Here is a 21,849-nt window from a genome sequence, read left to right on the forward strand (position 1 = left end):
TTTCTTTTGTTCTGAATAAATAATAAAAGATTAAAGATCCTTACGGTCAAATTTTCTAACCGAAATTACAAACGGAACAGCAATCCACAAAATGAGCAGCAGAAAAGAAATCAGCAACCCGACAGTTGTTCCGAAAAAATCTTTGAAAATGGCTCCAGTATAGCCCATCATGGCAGACTGATCCAGATGCAACAGTATTTGTATTCTAGCCAAATCAATTGGACTTGATGCTGTAACACCAACCATAGCTTCTTCAATTGGGTATTCTGCAAACTGAAACAAAAGGAACAATACAATGGCATCAAATAGTATCGCAAAATACATCCAAAATAAAATTGCCAGACCTATTCCTTTTGCTTTATCTCGAGTTAAAATACAGCTCAAAAAAGCCAGCGATACAAAAACAATCGAAATTAGACTTCCAGACAGCAGCATCATCAATCCTGCCATTCCTGGCGCATTTAATAAAAGAGGAATTCCTGCTCCCAGAAAAAAAGCCAAAAGCATCGCTATAGAAAGTCCTGTAAACAAACTAATCCAGATTTTTTTTCTTTTGATAGGCTGGCTCAGTAACAGTTCTATAAACTCGGAACTGTTGTAAATATAAATGGTTGAAAAAAGTATCGATACCAGCGGAACTGTGAATAAAATAACATTCAAAACAGTCAATAAACCTTTGGCTGTATTATCTTCCAGCATAAAAGATCCCCAAGAAAGCAATGCGAGAATTAATGCATAACTCACAACAATCTTGTTTTTAAGAATATCCAGTAAGACTATTTTAATTATTCTGTTCATGCTGTTTTTCTTTTAATATTGTGGCAATAGATTTTGAAATTTTAGTTTCTCCAGTTGATTCCAAAAGATCTTTTATAGTTTTATGAAAATGTACTTTTCCGTCCTGCATAAAAATGATTTGAGTAATCATATCGTCCAGTTCACTTAGCAAATGCGAAGTAATCAAGATTAATTTTCCTTTGTTTTTCTCTTTAATGATTTTCTCCTTCAAGATTTCAGCTGCCAATGGATCTAGTCCTGCAGTCGGTTCGTCTAGTATTAAAACATCTGGGTTAAAAAGGAAAGCTAATGTTGCACTTACTTTCTGCGTTGTTCCCCCAGAAAGTGTCCTCATTTGTTTGTCGCTCATTTTATCCAATTTGAAAGCTTTAATCAAATCTTCATCCAATTCCTTCTTCGAATTCCGAATCTGCTTGATCATTTCTATAATCTGAGAAATAGTCATATTATCAGGATAACGGCCAATTTGGGGCATGTACCCTATTTTATTTCGATATTCGAACTTCTTTAAAATAGATTCTTCATAAAGTAAAATATCACCACTGTCAGGCAATACCATTCCTAAGATCGATTTTATCAAAGTTGTTTTTCCACAGCCATTCGGACCTATAAGCGCAATGCATTCTCCTGCTTTAAACTTCAGGTTAACATCTTGTAAAACCTGAAGTCTTCCAAATTTTTTATTTATATTTTTTAAAGTAATCATAGTACAAAAGATTTCATTTCGGGAGATTCATCGACAAAATTATCGGGTGTTATACTGGGCAATATTTTTTCTGATTTATCCAAAAGCGTAATCATGAAACTTCGGAACAAAAGCATAGCCGACGGATTGTTTTCTGTAATAACAGCAAAAAGACTCAGCGGATGAAAAGGCACATCGCCAATTCCGTCCCGATTTAAATCGTAGCCTTCATATTTATCCCAATAATTATTATTGAAATGATTTAGAACAAGGCTTCCATTAGTACTGATATCGAAAGTATTGGAAAGAAAATTATTAAACGAAATCACATTATCCATACAGCTTGCCTGCACTTTCATTCCCCAGCCGTTGTCTTTAAAAATATTACGTTCCAGTTTTACACGGCTTGTTCCTTCCATGTAAATTCCAGAAGTATTTCGGATAAATTTATTTCCAACAATATAGCTGTCTGAAATTTCTTTGAGCAATAAACCATAAGCGGCATCACCCCAATTCTCTTCAAAATAATTGTTAAACATTTTTACATTTCTGGTAAACATAACCGCCACTCCAGCGCCATTATTTTTAAAAACATTGCCGATGTAAGCATCATCATTGGAGAACATAAAATGTAATCCGTAACGAATGTTGGCTTTAGATACATTTCGCCAGATAACAGAATTGGAAACAAACTCAAAATAAATTCCGTCACGATGTCCCGAAATTCTATTTCCTATAATCTGCATGCTATCGCTTTTCCAACAATGAATACCATTCCCGATACGCTGTTCTTCTTTTTGATAGGCTTTTATAGTATTGTTTTTTACGATGCAGTTTGATCCTTTCTGAACATAAATTCCGAAAAAGTTATTCTCTAAAAAATTGTCTTTTACGACCACTCCGATTTTATCATATATTTTAATTCCACAGGGATCATTAAGGGAAGCATATCCTGAATTGATCACTTTAAATCCAGAAAAAATTACGCTGTCGGCTTTTATTGAAACTACTTCATATTTTTGCTGTCCGTCCAGAACTGGCATGTCTTTTCCCTGCAGAACTATTTTTTTATCTATAATAATATTGCCTTCTCGATAAATGCCTTTATTGACAATAATGGTATCTCCAGTTTTAGCAAGCTCTATTGCCTTTTTAATTGTTTTAACTAACTTATCTGAACCTACTTCAATCTTTTGAGACCAGAGACAATTAAAAAACAATAGGAATGAAAGGCAAAAATGAAATTTCATGATTTAAGATTTTTATTAAGACGCCCTTTTAGGAATCATTATTTTCAAGACATAGAAACATATTCCCGAAGCTTCGGTTTTCTAGTTATTCAAAATTGCCGTCCATTCTATTTCAAGTCCTTTTGACTGTGCTTCAAAAGCCTTGGCCTCACTCTTATTAGAAAAAGCGGCAATATTTCCGTTCATTGGACTTTTTATCGTGCCACCCGAAACAAAAAAGGCATTTTCTGCCTTAATGAGTTCATTATTTTTGTTGTAATCGTGTACGTAATATGCTTTTATTTTGGTGTCTTTGTGCTCCTTACAATAATGTGCCATACAAGCAATATCATCAAACTTGTATGCCCTTCCTTTCTCCGTAATAATTTCGGCTCCATGTCTTCCGTCACTAATTCCCATCATACAGAAATCACAATTATCTGTATTTAGTTTAATAGGAACAGCCTTGTCTCCAGAACATGAAAAAAGAAAAGCAGGAACCAGCAAAACGCCCAAGAGCCGACCAGATGGTTTAGTATATTTTTCCTTTATAATAGCAGCAAACAGCAAAGCTCCTACTGTAATCAGCATCCAACCTCCAATATCAGGAACTGAATAAGCACCAAAATTTAACAGCTGTTTGTAGCCAAGCATTGGTGGCTGATATGCCATTCCAGGAACTCTAATGGCAGCATTCGGATCTAGATTATGACCGTATTCGTAGTTCCATCTGTAGAAATCGCAAGCAGATAATATCCCGAACAGCACAAAAGAAAAAAAGAAAACAAAGAGTCCTTTTCTTTTTGATTTCCAAGCACAAGCAATAGAACTAATACCTAATCCTGCAAGAATAAACGGTAGCACTTTAAACTCAATAAAATCTTTAGTATGCAATGTTTTCATTCCAATGTAATGATTCAATCCGTTGATGATATCTACATCACCAGCAATCTTAGAAGCATGAAGTTTTAATACCAAACCTTCTGGATATTGTGGCGCTGTAAGCTCGATTTTCCAGATTGGAAAAAAAATAGCACTAATTAATAAAAGTCCTGATAAAAAGAGCATTATTTTGGAAAAAGGGGATAGTTTTTTATTTCTCATAATAATTCAAAATAAAAGGGAACAAAGAATACTTTGTTCCCTTATGGGTTACTGGCTATTCTTTTGGTAAATTGGTACCTACGCTATACGTAATTGGAACATTGCTTCCTGCTGGCGAAACTCGCACATATCCTTGCATTTCTTGGTGCAAAGCACTGCAGAAGTCTGTACAATAGAATGGGAAAATTCCTTTTTTCTCAGGAACCCATTTTAATGTTAAGGTTTCTCCTGGCATGATTAGCAATTCGGCGTTGTTTGCTCCTTTTATGGCAAATCCGTGAGGAACATCCCAGTCTTGCTCAAGGTTGGTGACATGGAAATACACTTCGTCTCCAACGCGAATTCCTTCGATATTATCTGGGGCAAAGTGCGAACGAATACAAGTCATATAAATATGTACTTTATTGCCTTCTCGAACTACTTTAGATTCTTTTTCACCTTTAGTCGCAAAAGGATGTTTGTTGGCTGCAATATCATAATATTTCAGCTGTCCATTATTTCTAACTTTATCTGCTGGAATACCTTGTGCATAGTGCGGTTCTCCAATAGTCGGGAAATCCAGAAGCAATTTCATTTTATCTCCGCTGATGTCAAACAGCTGAGCACTTTGTGCCAATTCTGGACCAGTTGGCAAATAACGGTCTTTGGTAATTTTATTGTAAACCACCATGTATTTTCCAAATGGTTTTTCTGTATTTCCACCAGGAACCATTAAGTGTCCAGGAGAATAATAAGTTGCTTTTCTGTCTAAAACTTTTAAGTCTTTGATGTTCCATTTCACTACTTCAGATGAAACGAACATTGTAGTATAAGCATTTCCTTTTCCGTCAAATTCGGTATGAAGAGGTCCTAAACCAGGTTTTTGAACTTCTCCATGAAGAGCAGCTTCGTATTTTACAACCGGAATTCCAGCATAATTGCCATCAAATTGTTTTTTAGCAATAGCATCTTTCAATTTTGTAAAGCTAAATACAGGAATTAAAGCCGCCAATTTTCCACTACCTACAATATATTCTCCTGTTGGATCAATATCACAGCCGTGTGGTGATTTCGGACATGGAATCATGTAACAAATATCTTTCAATTCAGAAGCATCTAGAGTTAAAACCTCATTCTTAATTTCAGATTTAGCACTTTGAGTTTTTTCATCCCAAGTATTGTGGGCATATTTTGCAGGAATTCGTTTTCCTTTTCCAGCTTTAATATATTCTTCTGCTTTTTTCCAGTTTACTGCCATGATAAAATCCTTATCATTTTTAGAAGCATTAACTTCCAATAAGGTATTGGCTTGTTCTGTATTATAACATGAGAAGAAAAACCATCCATGAGATTCTTTTTTACCAGGGTGGCTAAGGTCAAAATTAACACCCGGAGCTATAATTTGGAAAGCAAGATCCAATTCTCCTTCTTTTCCAACTTTCACAAAACTTAAATATCCTTTAAAGTTTTTCTTGTACGTATTAATTGGAACATCTCCATTGTCATTATCCGCAGGAACACTAAAACGGCTGGCTCCTACCACATATTCTGTATTTTGGGTAATAAATGGCGAAGAGTGATTTCCTCCGCAATTTGGAAGCTCAATAATTTCTGCTGTTTTAAACGTTTTCAAATCAATACGCGCAATACGTGGCGTATTATTCGCATTAGCGAAAATCCATCGTCCATCTACTTCTCCATTGGTTTGTGATAAATCTAAGTGATGCTGATCATCCCAAGGCACATAACCATGTGAAGTATTCAACATTGGTTTTGTTTCTTCACTATAACCATAACCGCTTTGCGGATCTTGAGAAAAAACCGGCATTACCTTTAGCAATCTTCCGCTCGGAAGTCCGTAAACACTGACCTGACCGCTAAAACCGCCCGATACAAAGTTGTAGAATTCATCATATTTTCCGGGTGCTACATAGACTTTTTGGGCCGCATCGCCTTCAACAGCATCTGTAGAATCTTTCGGTTTGCACGAAACAAACAAAGCACACCCTAACGTAACAACGAAAATCGATTTTAAAAATTTATTTTTCATAAGGCTATTATTTTGATTTTGATTCCTTTTAATTATTTTACTCCATCATTCTGGCGCATATATTCCAAAATAGATCTTGCTTCATCTTCTGTTAACCCTTGGTTAGGCATACGAATCATGCAAAGCTCTAATTGCGCTTGCAATTCTGGATCTTTATCAATCATTGGGTCTGGATTGGTAATAAAATTCATGATCCATTGAGGTGTTCTTCTTTCTGTTACCCCTTTCCATCCCGGACCAACTAATTTTTCATCTGTTGGTTTATGACAGGAGGTGCATTTTACTTCGGCAGTCTTAAGCCCTTTTTCAGCTAATGCTTTATCTAAAGAAGCTCCTAATTCAACTGTTTCATACTTCCCAAGACCTCTTTTTGGATCATAAGATTCTGCATCAGCTGTTTTTTCAGCTGTTTTCTCAGCTGCAGTTGGAGTAGAAAAATCCTGATCGGTGTTTGACTTTTCTTTCCCGCATGATGTTAGCAGGACAAAACCAAACATTGTTAATAAGAATAGTTTGTTCATTACTTTGTTTTTTACTTGTTAAACTTTTGATCAAAATTCCAAAACTTGTTTTTCTCAAAGTATGATTACAATCATATCCTCAAAAAAAAGTTCATAATACCTTCGTATTCTCAAAAATCAACAAGCAATGAAATTTTGCATTTACATATTTTTGTTTGCAGTGGTATTTCGTCCAGCATTTCCATTTCTGGATTATGTGGTCAACTACCATTACATTGCAACTGAATTATGCGAAAACAAAAATGCCCCTGAACTTCATTGTAACGGAAAATGTCATTTGAAAAAAGAATTAGCAAAAAGCTATAAAAATGACACACCAGCTTCTAACGAAAAGAAAAGTGAAACAACCGAAACTGTGGTTCTGTTTATTGTAAAAATTCCAGTATTTTCTTTTGAAAAAAATAGAGCTCCTACATTTATAGTAAATGCTTTTTACAACAACTTATATTCTCATTTAGAGGCAGTAAATATCTTGCGTCCTCCAATTTTCATTTGATTTTTATTTCATTCTTTTCCTTCTATCGAATTCATTCGGCAGACCTTTTATTATCATTATTTAAATTAAAATCTCATGAAAATTTTAAAATACACAGCCATTTTATTTCTAGTAATTACCTTATTCTCTTGTTCTTCTGACGACGATTCTTCTTCATCTCCAGTTGATGAAACAAGCGGACTTCATAAAATACAGGAAATCGCAAATGACACTCATATTATAGAATTGTATTCATCAACAGGTTCTTTGGTGCAGGGTTACAATCATATTTCACTTCGAATAAAAGACAAGAAAACCAGTACTTATATTACCGATGCTAAACTTGATTGGGCACCGCTTATGCACATGAGCATGATGCAGCATTCTTGTCCTAAATCAGTTGTTAGTAAAGCATCAGACAAAAAGACTTTGTACGAAGGCGATATCATTTTTCAGATGGCACAAAATGCAACAGAGTATTGGGAACTCAGTTTTAATTACACCGTTAATAATGTTGCTTATACTGCAGCAGACAAAATAAATGTTCCTGCATCGGCAAAACGAACTGTAAGCTCTTTTAAAGGAAGCGACGGAAGCAATTACGTAATTGCCTATATCGCACCATCTTCTCCAAAAGTGGCAATAAACGACATGACAGTAGGAATTTACAAAATGAAGGATATGATAACTTTTGAGGCTGTAAATAATTTCAAAATCAAAATCGATCCAAGAATGCCAAGTATGGGTAATCATGGTTCTCCAAACAATACAGATTTGCTTCAATCTGAAACCAATGGATTCTATAAAGGAAAACTCTCTCTAACCATGACAGGATATTGGAAAATAAATCTGCAGGTTCTCAATGAAAAAGATGAAATTCTAAAAGGAGAAGCTATTACTGCTGACAAAACAGAAAGCAGTCTCTATTTTGAAATTGAATTTTAAATCTAAAAAATAATCAGAAAGAGACATAAAACAATTTGTCTCTTTCTATTAAAGTAAGAAATGATGAAAAATCTAACAGCAACCTTCTTGGCTGTATTTTCAACAATATGCTGGGCGCAGGAAAAACCAAATGACAGTCTTGAAACCGTAAAGCTTAACGAAATAATTGTCATTGGAAGTAAACCTTCTTTACATCTAAAACAATCAAAATCATTAACCTCTGTAGAAGAATATCTCTCAAAATCATCAAAAGTTAATATGATTAAAAGAGGGGCCTATGCTTGGGAACCAGTTATAAATAACATGGCTACAGAACGCACCGTGATTACGATTGACGGAATGCGCATATTTGGCGCCTGTACCGACAAAATGGATCCGATTACTTCTTATGTTGAGGTTTCAAATTTGGCCGAAGCCAGCGTCGCATCTGGACAGCAGGCAAGCTGTCACGGTGCCGGAATTGGCGGATCTGTCGATTTAAAACGCAATCAGTTTAGTGATAAAAATACAGGCTGGAACGGCAGTTTAAATTCTGGTTTTGAAAGCAATAATCTTCAAAAAATTATTGGTGCGTCTTTAGGCTATAATGATTCTCGATTTTATACCCATATCGATTTTATGCATCGAGATGCCGATAATTATAAAGCAGGAGGCAATAAAGAAATCAGTTTTTCTCAATTTACCAAATACAACATTTCTGCCAGTGCAGGATATTTTATAAACAAACAAAACCTTTTGGAAGCTTCTGTAATTTATGACAAAGCGACAAATGTGGGCTACCCTGCCCTTCCTATGGATGTTTCTTTAGCCGAAGCTAAAATTGTATCTCTAAGTTATAAATATGTACCAAAATCAAGTCTGATAACAAACTGGGAAACAAAAGGATATTTCAATTCTATAACCCACAAAATGGACGATACCAAAAGACCAAGCGTACCGATACACATGGATATGCCAGGATGGTCTGATACTTATGGTTATTATTCGAGAATTAATGGAAAAATTAAAAACCATAGTTTTCTAGCTGACTTGAATGGTTTTTACAATAAGTCAATTGCAGAGATGACAATGTATCCTTCGGATCCTAACGAAAATCTGATGTTTATGTGTACGTGGCCGGATGTCAGAACTTTGTACAACGCATTGTCTTTAGAAGATAATATTACTATTTCCGAAAAAGATCATCTGAGAATTGGCGCAAATCTCGGATTCCAGAATAATACCGTAGCAAATGATTTCGGATTAGCGAGTCTCCGCATTTTTTATCCTGATATGGATGCTTCAAAAAACCGATTTCTAAAAAGCTTTGCCACAAATTATACCAAAAATAAAGGGCAGTTTGAGTTCGGATTTGGTTTGGCTTATGCCGAAAGAGCTCCTTCGGTTTCTGAAGGCTACGGATTTTATCTGTATAACAGCAGTGATTTTTATGATTATATCGGAAATCCCAATATAAAAAATGAAAATGCTATCGAAGGAAACTTTTCTGTTGGGTATAAAGCATCGCAAATCAAAGCAAAAATTACAGGTTCCTACTTCTATTTTTCAAACTATATAATAGGTAAAATTGATCCTAATACGCTTCCTATGACTATTGGTGCTTCTGGAGTAAAAAGATATGAAGCCATTGACAATGCCAAAATATTCAACACTGATTTTAATCTGACTTATGATTTTCTGGAAAATTGGCAATTTAAATCGCAACTGACTTATAGTTTTGGAAAAGATAATGAAGGAAATAATCTGCCATTTATAAGTCCGATTAAATACAGCGCTGGAATCGATTTTAAGAAAGAAAAAATTAATGCTGGAATTAATGCTTTAGGAAATCTGGCTCAAAATGAATTTGCAAAAGTGTACGGACAAACCAAAACTCAAGATTATCTCATTTTTGGACTTAATGCAGGCTATACTTTCAATTGGAGCCAAAACAGAATAAAAATACAAACTGGTGTAGAAAACATTTTTGACAAATATTACACCACTTATGCCGACTGGAATAAAATTCCGCGAATGGGACGAAATGTCTTTGTAAATCTCACTTTCAATTTTCATTAAAATCCAATCAATCAGGTTAACATATAAAAACAAATGTAAAACAGTATGATTAGAATCATGTTTTGAAAAAAATGATGATAATATATTTACCCTATTAAAATTATGTATTAAAATATATTCTAATACAAGCTTAAAAAAATAAACACCATCAGCTTTATAGGTTGGCAAAGCCGAAAATACAAAGAAAAAAAATGAATAAGAACTTTTTAGTACAGGAAATAATCCGATTGAAAAAGGAAAAAAATGCTGTTATCCTAGCTCATTATTATCAAGATGAGGATATTCAGGAAATAGCAGATTTTATTGGAGATAGTCTTGAACTGGCAAAAAAAGCTCAGAATACAAATGCAGATATTATTGTTTTTGCAGGAGTCCACTTTATGGCAGAAACAGCAAAAATTTTAAACCCAAACAAAAAGGTAGTACTGCCCGATTGGAACGCTGGCTGTTCGCTTGCTGATGGCTGTCCGCCTGAAGATTTTAGATTATTCAAAGAACAGCATCCCGATCATATTGTGGTTACTTACATCAATTGTTCTGCCCAAATAAAAGCTATGAGCGATTTAGTCTGCACATCGGCAAATGCAAAAAAGATAATCGAATCTATACCAGCAGAACAAAAAATCATATTTGCTCCAGATGAAAACTTGGGCAAATACCTTCAAAAAGAAACCAAACGCGAACTGGTCTTATGGAAAGGCTCTTGTGTTGTACATGAAGCCTTTTCATTAGACAAACTAATCGAAATATATAACAAAAATCCGACTGCAAAAATTGTAGCACACCCTGAATCTGAAGACCATATTTTAAAAGCAGCACATTACATTGGCTCAACTTCGGGAATTATTAATTTCATTAAAACGGATCCTGCTGCCGTTTTCATTGTGGCCACAGAAGCCGGTATCCTGCACGAGCTTTCAAAAGCTGTACCTGATAAAAAGCTGATTCCGGCTCCTACCACAGAAGACAATAGCTGTGCCTGCAGTGAATGTGCCTATATGAAAATGAATACACTCGAAAAATTGTATTTGTGCCTCAAAAATGAAAGACCAGAAATGCTAATTAAAGATGAGCTGAGAATTGAAGCCTTAAGGCCTATTAAAAGAATGCTCGAATTATCATAATATACGCAATAACCTTAAATCAAAATAACATGCTTAAAACAGATATACTTATCATCGGTTCTGGTATTTCAGGATTATTTTTTGCTATGAAAACGGCAAAAAAACGTCCAGACTTATCTATTGTTATAATGACGAAAGAAACAGCCAAAAATACCAATACGCAACTCGCTCAAGGCGGTATTGCCGTAGTGACAGACCTTATTAAAGACAGTTTTAACAAACACATACATGATACACTTCGTTCTGGAGGCGGCCTATGTGATAAAGAAGTAGTTAGTATGGTTATCAAACAAGCTCCTGACAGGCTTCGAGAACTAATTGAAATAGGCGCTTCATTTGATAAAAATGAAAAAGGACAATGGGATCTGGGTTTAGAAGGCGGGCATTCACAACATAGAATATTGCATCATAAAGATAGCTCCGGACAGGAAATCGAGCAGAAACTGCTCAAAATAATCAAGAAAATGCCCAATATTGAACTTTTAGAGAATCATATGGTCATTGACTTAAATACCGAAACAAAAAAAGCTAAAACTACTTGTACCGGGGCATTTTTCTTTGAAAAGAAACACAATCGAATTAAATACATTAGAGCAAGAACTGTTGTTTTATGCACAGGCGGATGCGGTCAGCTTTTTGAAAACACAACAAATCCGAAAATAGCAACAGGAGACGGATTGGCAATTGCGGCTCGTGCTGGCGCAGAAATTGTCGATATGCAGTACATTCAGTTTCATCCAACAGCTTTATATACAGGAAAAGAAAATCCGCTGTTTTTGATTTCTGAAGCTGTAAGAGGCTTTGGCGCACATATTGTAAATGAGGAAGGAAAAAGATTTTTATTTAAATATGACATCCGAGGCGAATTGTCTACGCGAGATATGGTTTCAAATGCCATTAGTAAAGAACTTCAAATAAGCGGAAAAAGTCATGTTTATTTAGATTGCAGACATTTAGATGCAAAAGCTTTTTCAAATCAATTTCCTGTAATTACAGCTCATTGCAATGAGTTAGGAATTCGTCCAGAAAAAGATCTGATTCCTGTTGTTCCTGCAGCTCATTATCAGTGTGGTGGAATTAAAGTGGATCAAAATGGAGTTACCTCAATAAAAAATCTTTACGCAATTGGGGAATGCGCTAGAACAGGTCTTCATGGTAAAAATCGTCTCGCATCAAACTCTCTTCTTGAAGGTTTGGTCTTTGCACATCAGGCTTCAGAAAATGTAGATAAAACTATTGCCGAATTTATCTTTTCATCACAAATACTAATTCCGAAGTTTCCAAAGGCACATCAAGTTGATGATTATCTTGCTTTTGAAATACTTAAAAAAGAATTGCAAAAACTGGTTACTTCATTTTATACAAGTGAAGAACGTGATGCTGAATTAGCTTTTGAAAAAATAAAAGAGCTTCATAATTACGCCGTTTCGCTTACAGAAGCACACGAAATTACGATTCCATTTATCGAATTTTCAAACATGATTGCGGCTTCTTTGCTGATCATTAAACAATGTAAAGCTGCAGCAGACCAAAAAATATGCTGAAACCAAAATTAATCTATACCCCAACCATTATGAAACTAACAAGCAAAACAACCATTGGTGAAATCGTCGCAGATGATTTCAAAACAGCAGCCATTTTTACAAAATTCCATATTGATTTTTGCTGCAAAGGATACCGAACTATCCAAGAAGTTTGCAAAAAAAGAGATATAGAAGAAAGTGTTCTTATAGAGCATATTGAAAAAGCAAGAAGCAGTTCTGCCAATCAGTCTTTTGATTATAAAAGCTGGTCTGCAGACATGATTGCAGATTATATAACAAAAACTCATCATAGATATGTTACAGAAAAGTCTCCTATCATTTTGGAGTATTTAAATAAATTATGCGGTGTTCACGGTGCGATTCATCCTGAGCTACATGAAATTCATACTATTTTTTCAAAAACGTATTTGGATCTCACGGCTCATATGAAAAGAGAAGAGTTGGTTGTTTTTCCTTTTATTAAAAAAATGAAAGCCGCACACAGTAAAGGTACAGAACTGGAAACACCGCCTTTTTTATCTATTGAAACGCCAATTGTAACCTTAAAAGATGATCATATTACAGAAGGGCAGCGCTTTAAAAGAATTGCGGCATTAACCAATAATTACACACCGCCTGCTGACTCATGCAACACCTATAAAGTAGCTTTTCTTATGTTAGAAGAATTTGACAAAGATTTAAAAAAGCACATTCATCTGGAAAACAACATCTTGTTTCCTAAAGCAATTGAGCTCGAAAAAACATTTGAAAAAGTGTCATAAATAAAAACGAAACCATGGAAAAATATGTAATCAAACGTAATGGGGATTATAAGCCTTTTGAAGCTTATAAAATTCAGGATGCCATTCAAAAAGCCTTTCAGAGCGTCAGTCAGCCTGTCGACAAAAGAATTTTCAAAACTGTTCTTTCTGGTCTTGAGGCAAAGTTTTCTTGGCCTGTAGAAGAAATTCAGGACATCATAGAAAGAGTACTTTTTGAAAATGGATATTTCCAGACCATGCGTTCGTTTATAATTTATCGCCATACGAGAAAATTGCAGCGAGAACATATTAATGGTTTAAACGATGACACCACTTACATAGACAGTACGCAAACTGTTGAAGAATACATCAACCAATCAGATTGGCGAATTAATGCGAATGCAAATATTTCGTATTCAAACGCGGGACTAGTCAGCAATACCGCTGGAAAAGTAATCGCCAATTATTGGCTGGATAAAATATATAATAAAGAAGAAGGTTCTGCTCATAGGAATGGCGACATACATATCCATGATTTGGATTGTCTTACCGGATACTGCGCTGGTTGGAGCTTGCGTGTGCTATTAAATGAAGGTTTTAATGGCGTGCGTGGCCGTGTCGAGAGCAGACCTCCTTCTCATTTTAGAGAAGCATTAGGGCAAATGGCTAATTTCTTAGGAATTCTGCAAAGCGAATGGGCAGGCGCTCAAGCTTTCAGTTCTTTTGATACCTATTTGGCTCCTTATGTTTTTAAAGATCAGCTTTCTTATGATGAAGTTTTAAAAGGAATTAGAAGTTTTGTTTACAATCTAAATGTGCCGGCACGCTGGGGCCAATCGCCTTTTACGAATATTACCTTGGATTGGAATGTGCCAGAAGATTTAAAAGAACAGATTCCAACTCGAAATGACGAACATTTGTTTTTAAAGGTTACTGATGAAAATCTGATTCTGGAAGCTAAAAACAGAGGCGTTTCAAAATTGATAGATTTAAAATATGCTGATTTTCAAAAAGAAATGAATCTTATCAATAAAGCGTATTACACCATTATGACCGAAGGTGATGCAAACGGACAGCCTTTTACGTTCCCTATTCCAACAGTAAATATTACAGAAGATTTTGACTGGAACGGAGAAAATGTCGATTTGCTTTTTGAAAACACAGCTAAAATTGGTTCATCTTATTTCCAGAATTTTATTGGAAGCCAATATCTTTTGGACGAAAATGGAAATCGAATCGAAAATCCAGATGCTTATAAACCAAATGCGGTACGCAGTATGTGCTGTCGTTTACAGCTCGATTTAAGAGAATTGCTAAAACGCGGAAACGGTCTCTTTGGAAGTGCCGAAATGACGGGAAGTATTGGCGTCGTAACCATCAACATGGCGCGTCTCGGATATTTGCATAAAGGAAACATCATTACTTTATTTGAACACTTAGATGAATTGCTTCAAATAGCTAAATCGACTTTAGAAAAGAAAAGAATCTTCATCCAGCAAATGTATGACCGCGGACTTTATCCGTATACGCAGCGTTATTTGAAACATTTTAGAAATCATTTTTCTACCATTGGCGTAAACGGAATGAACGAAATGGTTATAAATTTTTCTGAAGGAAAACAAAATATAACGGATACCTCAGGAATTCATTTTGCAACCGAAATTCTCGATCATATTCGACTGCGAATGAAAGAATTTCAAGAAGAAACTGGAAACCTTTATAACCTAGAAGCAACTCCAGCAGAGGGAACAACGTATCGTTTTGCAAAGGAAGACAAAAAACGTTTTCCTGAAATACTGCAAGCGGGACAAAATGAAAATATATACTATACGAATAGTTCACAAATTCCAGTCGATCATACCGATGATCCTTTTGAAGCCTTATTGCTTCAAGATGAATTACAATGCAAATATACTGGCGGTACAGTTTTGCATCTTTATATGAGAGAAAAAATAAGCAGTTCTGAAGCTTGTAAAAACTTCGTTAAAAAAGTTCTCACCAACTTTAAACTGCCCTATATAACCGTAACACCAATTTTCAGCATCTGCCCTATTCATGGCTATTTAAATGGTGAACATGAATACTGTCCAAAATGCGATGAAATTTTACTCAATAAAAACAATCAAAAACACTTGGCTTATGAAAACGAAAACGCGTAAAATTCTAGAAGAGAACAAATCCCAAAGAAGTAAATGTTTGGTTTATACACGTGTAATGGGATATCACAGACCTGTAGAAAGTTTTAATATTGGAAAAAAAGGTGAACACCAACAGCGTACACATTTCGAAGAAACCATTATCTATTAAAGGAATATATAGCCTCACGCCTTTTACTTTATTAGATTATCCGCATAAAACGGCCTGCATTGTGTGGTTTGCAGGCTGTAACATGCGGTGTTTATACTGCTATAATCCAGATATTGTTTTAGGAAAAGGAAAAATAGATTTTGATTCTGTTCTTTCCTTCCTAAAAACTAGAAAAGGATTATTAGACGGCGTAGTATTAAGCGGTGGCGAATGTACTTTACACAAAAAAATAATTGATTTTATAAAAGAAATCAAAACAATGGGATTTGCGGTAAAAATAGACACCAACGGTTCCAGCCCAAAAATATTGAACAGCCTGATTCATGATCAATTAATTGATTATGTAGCGTTAGATTTCAAAAGTCTTCCTCATACCTTTAAACACCTAACGCAATCAGGCTTATTTTCAGAATTTGAAGAAAGTTTAAAACATTTGATTCACTCGAACCTTCCATTTGAAGTTCGTACCACTTTTCATTCTTCTTTGATTGAAGAAAAAGATTTCGCAAAAATGATTGAATACTTAGAGAATCAAAATTTTGAAGGAAATTATTATGTACAGCATTTTATGAATAATGTGCCAACGCTTTCAAAACTAGACGTTTCAAACAAAGAAATACAACTTAAAAACTTCTCTACTCCAAAAATAAAAGTTATTTTTAGAGATTGATAATCCAAAATGAACACGTTATGACTTTGCATCATTTTGTACTAATACTTCATCTATTGGCGGCCACAATATGGGTTGGCGGTCATTTACTTTTGGCTATCTGCTATCTTCCGACAGCACTGAAGAAAAAAGACCCTAAGATTATTTTAAATTTTGAAAAGAAATACGAAAAACTCGGTATGTCTTCTCTCGCTTTACTTATCATAACTGGAATCTGGATGGCTTATGATTTTGGCATCACTGCCGAAACCTGGTTTCACTTTTCCAGCGGATTTGAAAAAGTAGTTTCTATAAAACTGATATTGCTTTTCTGTACTTTCTTTTGTGCGGTCTGTGCACAATTTTTTATTATTCCAAAACTTAGACCCAATAATATCAATAAAATGGCTGTTATTATATTAACGGTTACTTCAATTGGTGTTGCAATGCTGGTTTTAGGGTCAACAATTCGTTATGGTGGAATTTAAAAATTCTTACCCAAATTCTATCAGTTCATTTAGTTAAGACATCATCCCTACAAGTATAGGCCCAAAAGCAGTCAGTAGTATATTGGCCAATGCGTAAGGAATAGTATAGCCTAAAACTGGAAATTTACTCCCTGATGCATCTTGAACAGCTTTTAATCCGATTGTTGATGTTCCTGCTCCTGTTTGTGCTCCAAGTAAGATTAAAGGATTAATTTTTAATATATACCTTCCAAAATACAGTCCAATGATATGAGGGATTATCGCAACAGCCACACCTGCAAGTAAAATACCGAATCCCGTTTCTTTAAGGCCAGAAATAAAACTTGGCCCGGCAGCTAAACCAACAAGACCAATAAACGCTGCAAGACCAACGTTATCAAATATCCACAAGGCGGGTTCTGGAATTCTGCCAAAAACTGGAGTTCTAGAATGCAGCCAGCCAAAAATAAGTCCCATTACCAAAGCGCCACCGCTTGTTGTTAAAGTTACCGAAACTCCAAATAATGTTACCGAAAGCAAACCTAAAAGTCCGCCAAGAACAATACCTAAACCGACAAAAATAATATCGGTCTCCGGAGTTAAACGATCCAGATAACCTATTTCTTTCGCTGCTTCTTCCAGTTTTGCAGGTCTTCCTGAAAGATTCAAAATATCACCTCTATTTAAAACCGTTCTCGACTGAAGCGGTATTTCATGATTCTCTCTCGTTATTTTGTTTAACATTAGTCCATGATAAAAACTGGCTTTTCGAAGAGCTTTTACTGTTATTCCTTCAATTGCTTTATTAGTGATTGTAACATCTAAATGTGCTAATGGGAAATTTAACAATTCTTCATCCAAGATTTCTGGCCCAATAGAAAAGAGACTGTCTAAAATGATTCCGTGCTGTCCCATAATAACCAAAACATCATCTTTATAAATTATAGTATCAGGTTTTGGGTCTAGCAATTGATGCTCATGGCGTATCCTTTGGATCACAATATTCTTGTTAGATATTAATCTTTCAAACTCGCTTATACTGATTCCTATCCATTTCTCGTTGGTTATTTTATAGGCTCGGATAATCCATCTCTGGTAGGCACTTCTCATTCCAGGACCATACTCAGTTTCACCAGAAATGGTTTCTGCCAACTTTTCACTTTCTTCAACTAAATTAATTCCAAGTAGTTTCGGAGCAATTCCGGTTAAAAAGAAAACAAAAGACGCTGCTCCTACTAGATAAGTTACAGAATAGGCTACGGGAATATTATTGATTAATCGGCTTTTTTCTGCATCAGCAAGATTTAAGTGACTAATAGCATCTGAAGCAGTACCAATCACAGTTGATTCAGAAAATGCCCCTGCTAACAATCCTGCTGCCGTTCCTATATCATAACCTAAAAAAGTAGAGACAGAATATGCTACTAAAAGGCACGATAAACAAATCACCAAAGTAAGCAGTAATTGTGGAAATGCATTCTTTTTAAAACCTTGAAAAAATTGAGGCCCAACTTTATACCCTGTAGAAAAGAGAAAAAAATCAAAGAAAATGGTTTTTACAATACCGGGGATTTCAATATCCAACTGACCAATTAGTACTCCAGCAAATAAAGTCCCTAATACAACACCTATTTTAAATGTTCCTATCTTAATGCGTCCGATTAAGAATCCAAGAGCTAGGCATAAAAAAAGTGCCAATTCAGGATGTTCTCTAAGTATAGCTGTAACCATATTACATTTTTTATATAAATTTAAACAAAAAAAGCAATCAACACACTATATTTCAATTATTTACAAACAATTAATTATAATCATATTGTAGTAAACAGAAAACTAACCGTGGTAGAATTAAATCAAAATGGCTATTTTTGATGGTGAGCCAATTTGGAATAAACAGAAGGTACAAACTGTTTTTTTAGCATAAGAACCTTCGCAATTATTCTATGAAACCCATGTTACAAATACAAAAATGAATTTTCAAACCATAATACCAGATAGATCTATTTCGCTTTTTGTAAAAAATATTTGGGTATTTGAAAGTGAAGAGAACAACGCTACAACGAGTTTGCCATTTTTTGCAGATGGTTTTCCTGGTTTGATGTTCCATCAGTCCGAAAATGGATTGACGGTGAAACCTCACGATAAAAAAATGCCAGAAATTTTTGTTTACGGGCAAACCATCAATCCCATTGTGCTAGAACTTTCAGGATCTTACTCTATTCTAGTTTTTCAGCTGTATCCTTTTGTGCTGCAAACCTTCTTTGGTATTCTTCCACAAAGCATAAATGACAACTGCTATTATTTAGACAATGCAGACAACAAAATCACAGCACTTAATCTGGAATTGATTTCCTGCAAAACTGCAAATGAAAAAATTGACATTATTTCTAATTTACTTTTACATTATTTTGAAACCAAAAAACAAAACCTCGATCTAGAAATACGTCAAGCAATTGCAGAAATTATAGATGCAAAGGGACAAGTGCCTATTCGAGCCATTGCTGAGAAGCAAAAAATCAATCTGCGAACTTTTGAAAGGAGATTTTTAAAAGAAACAGGACTTTCGCCCAAACAATTTGCGCAAATATTGCAATTTCAAGCTTCATTGGAACAATTATCCATAAAAAACTACACAAAATTGACTGACATAGTTTACGAAAATGGCTTTGCAGATCAATCGCATTTCATCAAAGTGTTTAAAGCATTTACAGGCAAAACACCAAAAAAATTCAGTAAATAGCCGTACTGTCGTTTTTATTCTATTTTCTAAAAAATCCCTGTTGCACCTTTGTATCATTAACTTAAAAAATGATATAAAATGAACATTATAATTTTTGGAGCAACAGGAACAGTAGGTCAAGAACTCGTAAAACAGGCAATAGCACAAGGCCATCAAGTCACAGCCTTTGTTCGCAATCCTGAAAAAATGCAACATGCAGACAACACGAATTTAATGCTATACAAAGGAGATGTATTAAATAGCAAAGAAGTAGAAAATGCATTAAAAAATCAAGATGCGGTCTTGTGCGCCTTAGGTGATGGTAGAACAGGAACAATCAGAGCTGCGGGAACCAAAACGATCATTGAGGCAATGGGAAATACCGGAATAAAAAGATTGATCTGCCAAACTACATTAGGAATGGGTGAAAGTTACGCAAACCTAAATTTTGTCTGGAAACACATCATGTTTGGAATGCTGCTAAAAAAAGCTTTTGCAGATCATAAATTACAGGAGCACTATATTTTAAACAGCGATTTGGATTATTCCATTGTAAGACCAAGTGCTTTCACAGACGGAGAAATTACCAACCAATTTAAAATTGGGTTTGATGGGAATCTCAAAGGGCTCAATTTGAAAATTTCCCGCGCAGATGTTGCGAACTTCATGCTGCAACAGGTTTTAGCAAAAGAGTATTTGAAAAAAGCGGTTAGTATTTCTAATTAATGGCTATGAAACTGACTGATATCATACTTATTATTGCGGCAACTTTTACTGCTTTAATGGCTGGTCTTTTCTTTTCCTACTCTGTTTCTGTTACGTTAGGTTTAGGAAAATTGAACGATAAAGAATTTCTTAGCGCTATGCAGCACATAAATAAAGAAATTCAAAATCCATTATTTTTCACTTGCTTTTTTGGTGCTTTAATAATGCTTGTTATTGTGTGTATATCACGTTACAATCAAAACTCATTTATATTTTTAATTACCGCAACGTTGATCTATTTATTAGGTGTTTTTGTGGTAACGGCTTTTGAAAACGTTCCGCTGAACAACAAACTTGAAGTTTTCGACATTTCAAATTCAACAGAAATAGCCGTAAAGCAAATGCGAAATATATTTGAAAAACGTTGGAATTTTTGGAACAACATAAGAACCGTTTTCTCAATATTAAGTTTACTACTTGTAATTTTAGCCTGTATTCAAGAAAACAAATAAACAGGACTGCTACTAAAAGCAATACGACTTTGTAAAAACAAAAAAGCGAAAATATTTTCCAAGCATAAAAAAAGCCTGAGACCATATAATCTCAGGCTTTTCTTTATTTTATTTGCCTCGATGAAACAGAATTCGATCCAACATCTTAATTTCTGTTTTTATCTTATAAAGTCATTTGGACCAAATTAAAGTTTTAATGCCATCATAAATAAAATTATAATCTCTCTATTTTAAAATAAGCAATTTCCTCCTCATTTCTTATCAGATTGCTTAATCGCTTAAACCCTACTTTTTGCAACACATTTTGCGATCCAGTGTTCTCAAGATCTGTTATGGCAACGACTTCATTTGTATTTGTATTTTCAAAACAATACTGCGTTATAGCTTTGCATACTTCTGTAGCAATGCCTTTTCCCCAGTATGCCCTACTAAGCACATACCCTATCTCTATCTGATCTGTATTTTGTACAAAAATACGGGCAACACACATTCCTATAAAACTATCATCGACAGAGTTGAATATTGCCCATCGGCTCAGATTTTTATTTTTATAATTTTCTAGGAGTTCGCTAAACATTTCGATATATCTCTCAGGTGAAGTATCAGGAAGATATTGCGTCACTTGATTATCTTCAAAAAGATCTAAGAATGTCTGTTTTTCCTCAGGCAAAAATTCGCGTATAATTATTTTGGGGCTTTGATAGATAATATGCATTTGGTACTATATAATATAAATGAATTAGAATCTGTCTTCTAAAATTAGTAACAGGATTTCTCTTTTGTAAATATATCGAAAATTTCCAATCACAAAAAGCACTGATTAGCGCAAGGGAATAAAACAAAATTAAAAATAGTCTGAATCTTTCATCCATGTTATCTGATCATCCTCATGAAATATTGGACAAAGAATTATACTTTTCTCGCCCTTCTCGTCGAGAATATACCAATCTGTAGCAGTATCAACTATTAAATCAAGAAATTTTTTTTCCTCTTCCGCTTGAGCAAGAATCAAATCATCATCCTCAACTCCTTCGCCTAGTAAAATGCTATCTTTTATAGAGAATCTTATAAAGTCAGCTAAATGTTTATTTTCAGATGGCTCAGCCAAATAATCAAATTTAAACGAAATATTACCAGAGCTTCTCATATCCCAATTGGTTTCAACAATCGATCCGATATTAAGGTCTCTCCAATACAATTCCAACTTCTTCATTTCTTTTTAGTTTACTTTAATTTTC

Annotated in this window: 22 protein-coding genes; 13 read left to right on the forward strand and 9 right to left on the reverse strand. The window is 34.7% G+C overall.

Annotated features, from left to right (window positions below; genetic code table 11):
• Window positions 1-30: 30 nt before the first annotated feature.
• The 6 genes from OZP10_RS21840 to OZP10_RS21865 all read right to left on the reverse strand — a co-directional run bounded on the left by OZP10_RS21840 (window position 31) and on the right by OZP10_RS21865 (window position 6,366).
• Window positions 31-798 carry an ABC transporter permease subunit gene (locus OZP10_RS21840; protein WP_281632767.1) on the reverse strand — a complete coding sequence of 256 codons (768 nt, stop codon included), beginning with the start codon at window positions 796-798 and terminating at the stop codon, window positions 31-33.
• Window positions 782-1,504 (reverse strand): ABC transporter ATP-binding protein, encoded by a 723-nt coding sequence (locus OZP10_RS21845; protein ID WP_281632768.1) that lies wholly within the window; start codon window positions 1,502-1,504, stop codon window positions 782-784. The genes OZP10_RS21840 and OZP10_RS21845 overlap by 17 nt, the downstream gene beginning before the upstream one ends.
• Entirely contained in the window at window positions 1,501-2,733 is a 1,233-nt protein-coding gene (locus OZP10_RS21850) for a nitrous oxide reductase family maturation protein NosD (RefSeq protein WP_281632769.1), read from the reverse strand. Before OZP10_RS21850 ends, OZP10_RS21845 begins: the two co-directional genes overlap by 4 nt.
• Window positions 2,734-2,814: 81 nt before the next feature.
• Entirely contained in the window at window positions 2,815-3,780 is a 966-nt protein-coding gene (locus OZP10_RS21855; RefSeq protein ID WP_281632770.1) for a nitrous oxide reductase accessory protein NosL, read from the reverse strand.
• A 91-nt stretch (window positions 3,781-3,871) separates the two neighbouring features.
• Window positions 3,872-5,845, reverse strand: coding sequence for a Sec-dependent nitrous-oxide reductase (nosZ, locus tag OZP10_RS21860; RefSeq protein WP_281632771.1), 1,974 nt, complete (start codon window positions 5,843-5,845; stop codon window positions 3,872-3,874).
• Window positions 5,846-5,877: 32 nt separating this feature from the next.
• A complete protein-coding gene (locus OZP10_RS21865) occupies window positions 5,878-6,366 on the reverse strand; it encodes a c-type cytochrome (protein WP_281632772.1) in 489 nt (162 codons plus the stop codon).
• A gap of 127 nt (window positions 6,367-6,493) precedes the next feature.
• Here OZP10_RS21865 and OZP10_RS21870 point away from each other — a divergent pair, with 127 nt between their 5' ends.
• The 10 genes from OZP10_RS21870 to OZP10_RS21915 all read left to right on the forward strand — a co-directional run bounded on the left by OZP10_RS21870 (window position 6,494) and on the right by OZP10_RS21915 (window position 16,696).
• On the forward strand, window positions 6,494-6,862 hold the full coding sequence (locus OZP10_RS21870) for a hypothetical protein (protein ID WP_281632773.1): 369 nt from the start codon (window positions 6,494-6,496) through the stop codon (window positions 6,860-6,862).
• 75 nt (window positions 6,863-6,937) lie between these two features.
• On the forward strand, window positions 6,938-7,786 hold the full coding sequence (locus tag OZP10_RS21875; RefSeq protein ID WP_281632774.1) for a hypothetical protein: 849 nt from the start codon (window positions 6,938-6,940) through the stop codon (window positions 7,784-7,786).
• 60 nt (window positions 7,787-7,846) lie between these two features.
• The gene (locus tag OZP10_RS21880) at window positions 7,847-9,844 is read left to right on the forward strand and encodes a TonB-dependent receptor (RefSeq protein ID WP_281632775.1); all 1,998 of its coding nucleotides are present in this window, start codon (window positions 7,847-7,849) and stop codon (window positions 9,842-9,844) included.
• A gap of 191 nt (window positions 9,845-10,035) precedes the next feature.
• On the forward strand, window positions 10,036-10,968 hold the full coding sequence (nadA, locus tag OZP10_RS21885; protein WP_281632776.1) for a quinolinate synthase NadA: 933 nt from the start codon (window positions 10,036-10,038) through the stop codon (window positions 10,966-10,968).
• A gap of 29 nt (window positions 10,969-10,997) precedes the next feature.
• On the forward strand, window positions 10,998-12,512 hold the full coding sequence (gene nadB, locus OZP10_RS21890; RefSeq protein ID WP_281632777.1) for an L-aspartate oxidase: 1,515 nt from the start codon (window positions 10,998-11,000) through the stop codon (window positions 12,510-12,512).
• 29 nt (window positions 12,513-12,541) lie between these two features.
• Window positions 12,542-13,273, forward strand: a complete 732-nt coding sequence (ric, locus tag OZP10_RS21895) for an iron-sulfur cluster repair di-iron protein (protein ID WP_281634779.1) — start codon at window positions 12,542-12,544, stop codon at window positions 13,271-13,273.
• Between the two features lie 14 nt (window positions 13,274-13,287).
• The gene (locus tag OZP10_RS21900) at window positions 13,288-15,411 is read left to right on the forward strand and encodes a ribonucleoside triphosphate reductase (RefSeq protein ID WP_281632778.1); all 2,124 of its coding nucleotides are present in this window, start codon (window positions 13,288-13,290) and stop codon (window positions 15,409-15,411) included.
• A complete protein-coding gene (nrdD, locus tag OZP10_RS21905) occupies window positions 15,392-15,559 on the forward strand; it encodes an anaerobic ribonucleoside-triphosphate reductase (protein WP_198858071.1) in 168 nt (55 codons plus the stop codon). The genes OZP10_RS21900 and nrdD overlap by 20 nt, the downstream gene beginning before the upstream one ends.
• Complete coding sequence (locus OZP10_RS21910) at window positions 15,513-16,229, forward strand: anaerobic ribonucleoside-triphosphate reductase activating protein (protein ID WP_281632779.1); 717 nt, start codon at window positions 15,513-15,515, stop codon at window positions 16,227-16,229. Before nrdD ends, OZP10_RS21910 begins: the two co-directional genes overlap by 47 nt.
• Before the next feature lie 20 nt (window positions 16,230-16,249).
• A complete protein-coding gene (locus OZP10_RS21915) occupies window positions 16,250-16,696 on the forward strand; it encodes a CopD family protein (RefSeq protein WP_281632780.1) in 447 nt (148 codons plus the stop codon).
• A gap of 33 nt (window positions 16,697-16,729) precedes the next feature.
• Here OZP10_RS21915 and aspT read toward each other — a convergent pair whose 3' ends face one another.
• On the reverse strand, window positions 16,730-18,406 hold the full coding sequence (gene aspT, locus OZP10_RS21920) for an aspartate-alanine antiporter (RefSeq protein WP_281632781.1): 1,677 nt from the start codon (window positions 18,404-18,406) through the stop codon (window positions 16,730-16,732).
• 238 nt (window positions 18,407-18,644) lie between these two features.
• On the opposite strand from aspT, the gene OZP10_RS21925 reads away from it, so the two are divergent.
• The 3 genes from OZP10_RS21925 to OZP10_RS21935 all read left to right on the forward strand — a co-directional run bounded on the left by OZP10_RS21925 (window position 18,645) and on the right by OZP10_RS21935 (window position 20,611).
• Window positions 18,645-19,415: a helix-turn-helix domain-containing protein gene (locus OZP10_RS21925; protein ID WP_281632782.1), complete on the forward strand. Its 771-nt coding sequence runs from the start codon at window positions 18,645-18,647 to the stop codon at window positions 19,413-19,415.
• 78 nt (window positions 19,416-19,493) lie between these two features.
• The gene (locus OZP10_RS21930) at window positions 19,494-20,120 is read left to right on the forward strand and encodes an NAD(P)-dependent oxidoreductase (protein ID WP_281632783.1); all 627 of its coding nucleotides are present in this window, start codon (window positions 19,494-19,496) and stop codon (window positions 20,118-20,120) included.
• A gap of 5 nt (window positions 20,121-20,125) precedes the next feature.
• On the forward strand, window positions 20,126-20,611 hold the full coding sequence (locus tag OZP10_RS21935; RefSeq protein WP_281632784.1) for an anthrone oxygenase family protein: 486 nt from the start codon (window positions 20,126-20,128) through the stop codon (window positions 20,609-20,611).
• Between the two features lie 214 nt (window positions 20,612-20,825).
• Here the strand turns inward: OZP10_RS21935 and OZP10_RS21940 are convergent, their stop codons facing one another.
• Together OZP10_RS21940 and OZP10_RS21945 are read right to left on the reverse strand one after the other, a co-directional pair.
• The gene (locus OZP10_RS21940) at window positions 20,826-21,326 is read right to left on the reverse strand and encodes a GNAT family N-acetyltransferase (RefSeq protein WP_281632785.1); all 501 of its coding nucleotides are present in this window, start codon (window positions 21,324-21,326) and stop codon (window positions 20,826-20,828) included.
• Window positions 21,327-21,455: 129 nt separating this feature from the next.
• Window positions 21,456-21,824 (reverse strand): hypothetical protein, encoded by a 369-nt coding sequence (locus OZP10_RS21945; protein ID WP_281632786.1) that lies wholly within the window; start codon window positions 21,822-21,824, stop codon window positions 21,456-21,458.
• Window positions 21,825-21,849: the final 25 nt, after the last annotated feature.

It is taken from the genome of Flavobacterium luteolum, assembly GCF_027111275.1.
GTDB classification, from domain to species: Bacteria; Bacteroidota; Bacteroidia; order Flavobacteriales; family Flavobacteriaceae; genus Flavobacterium; species Flavobacterium luteolum.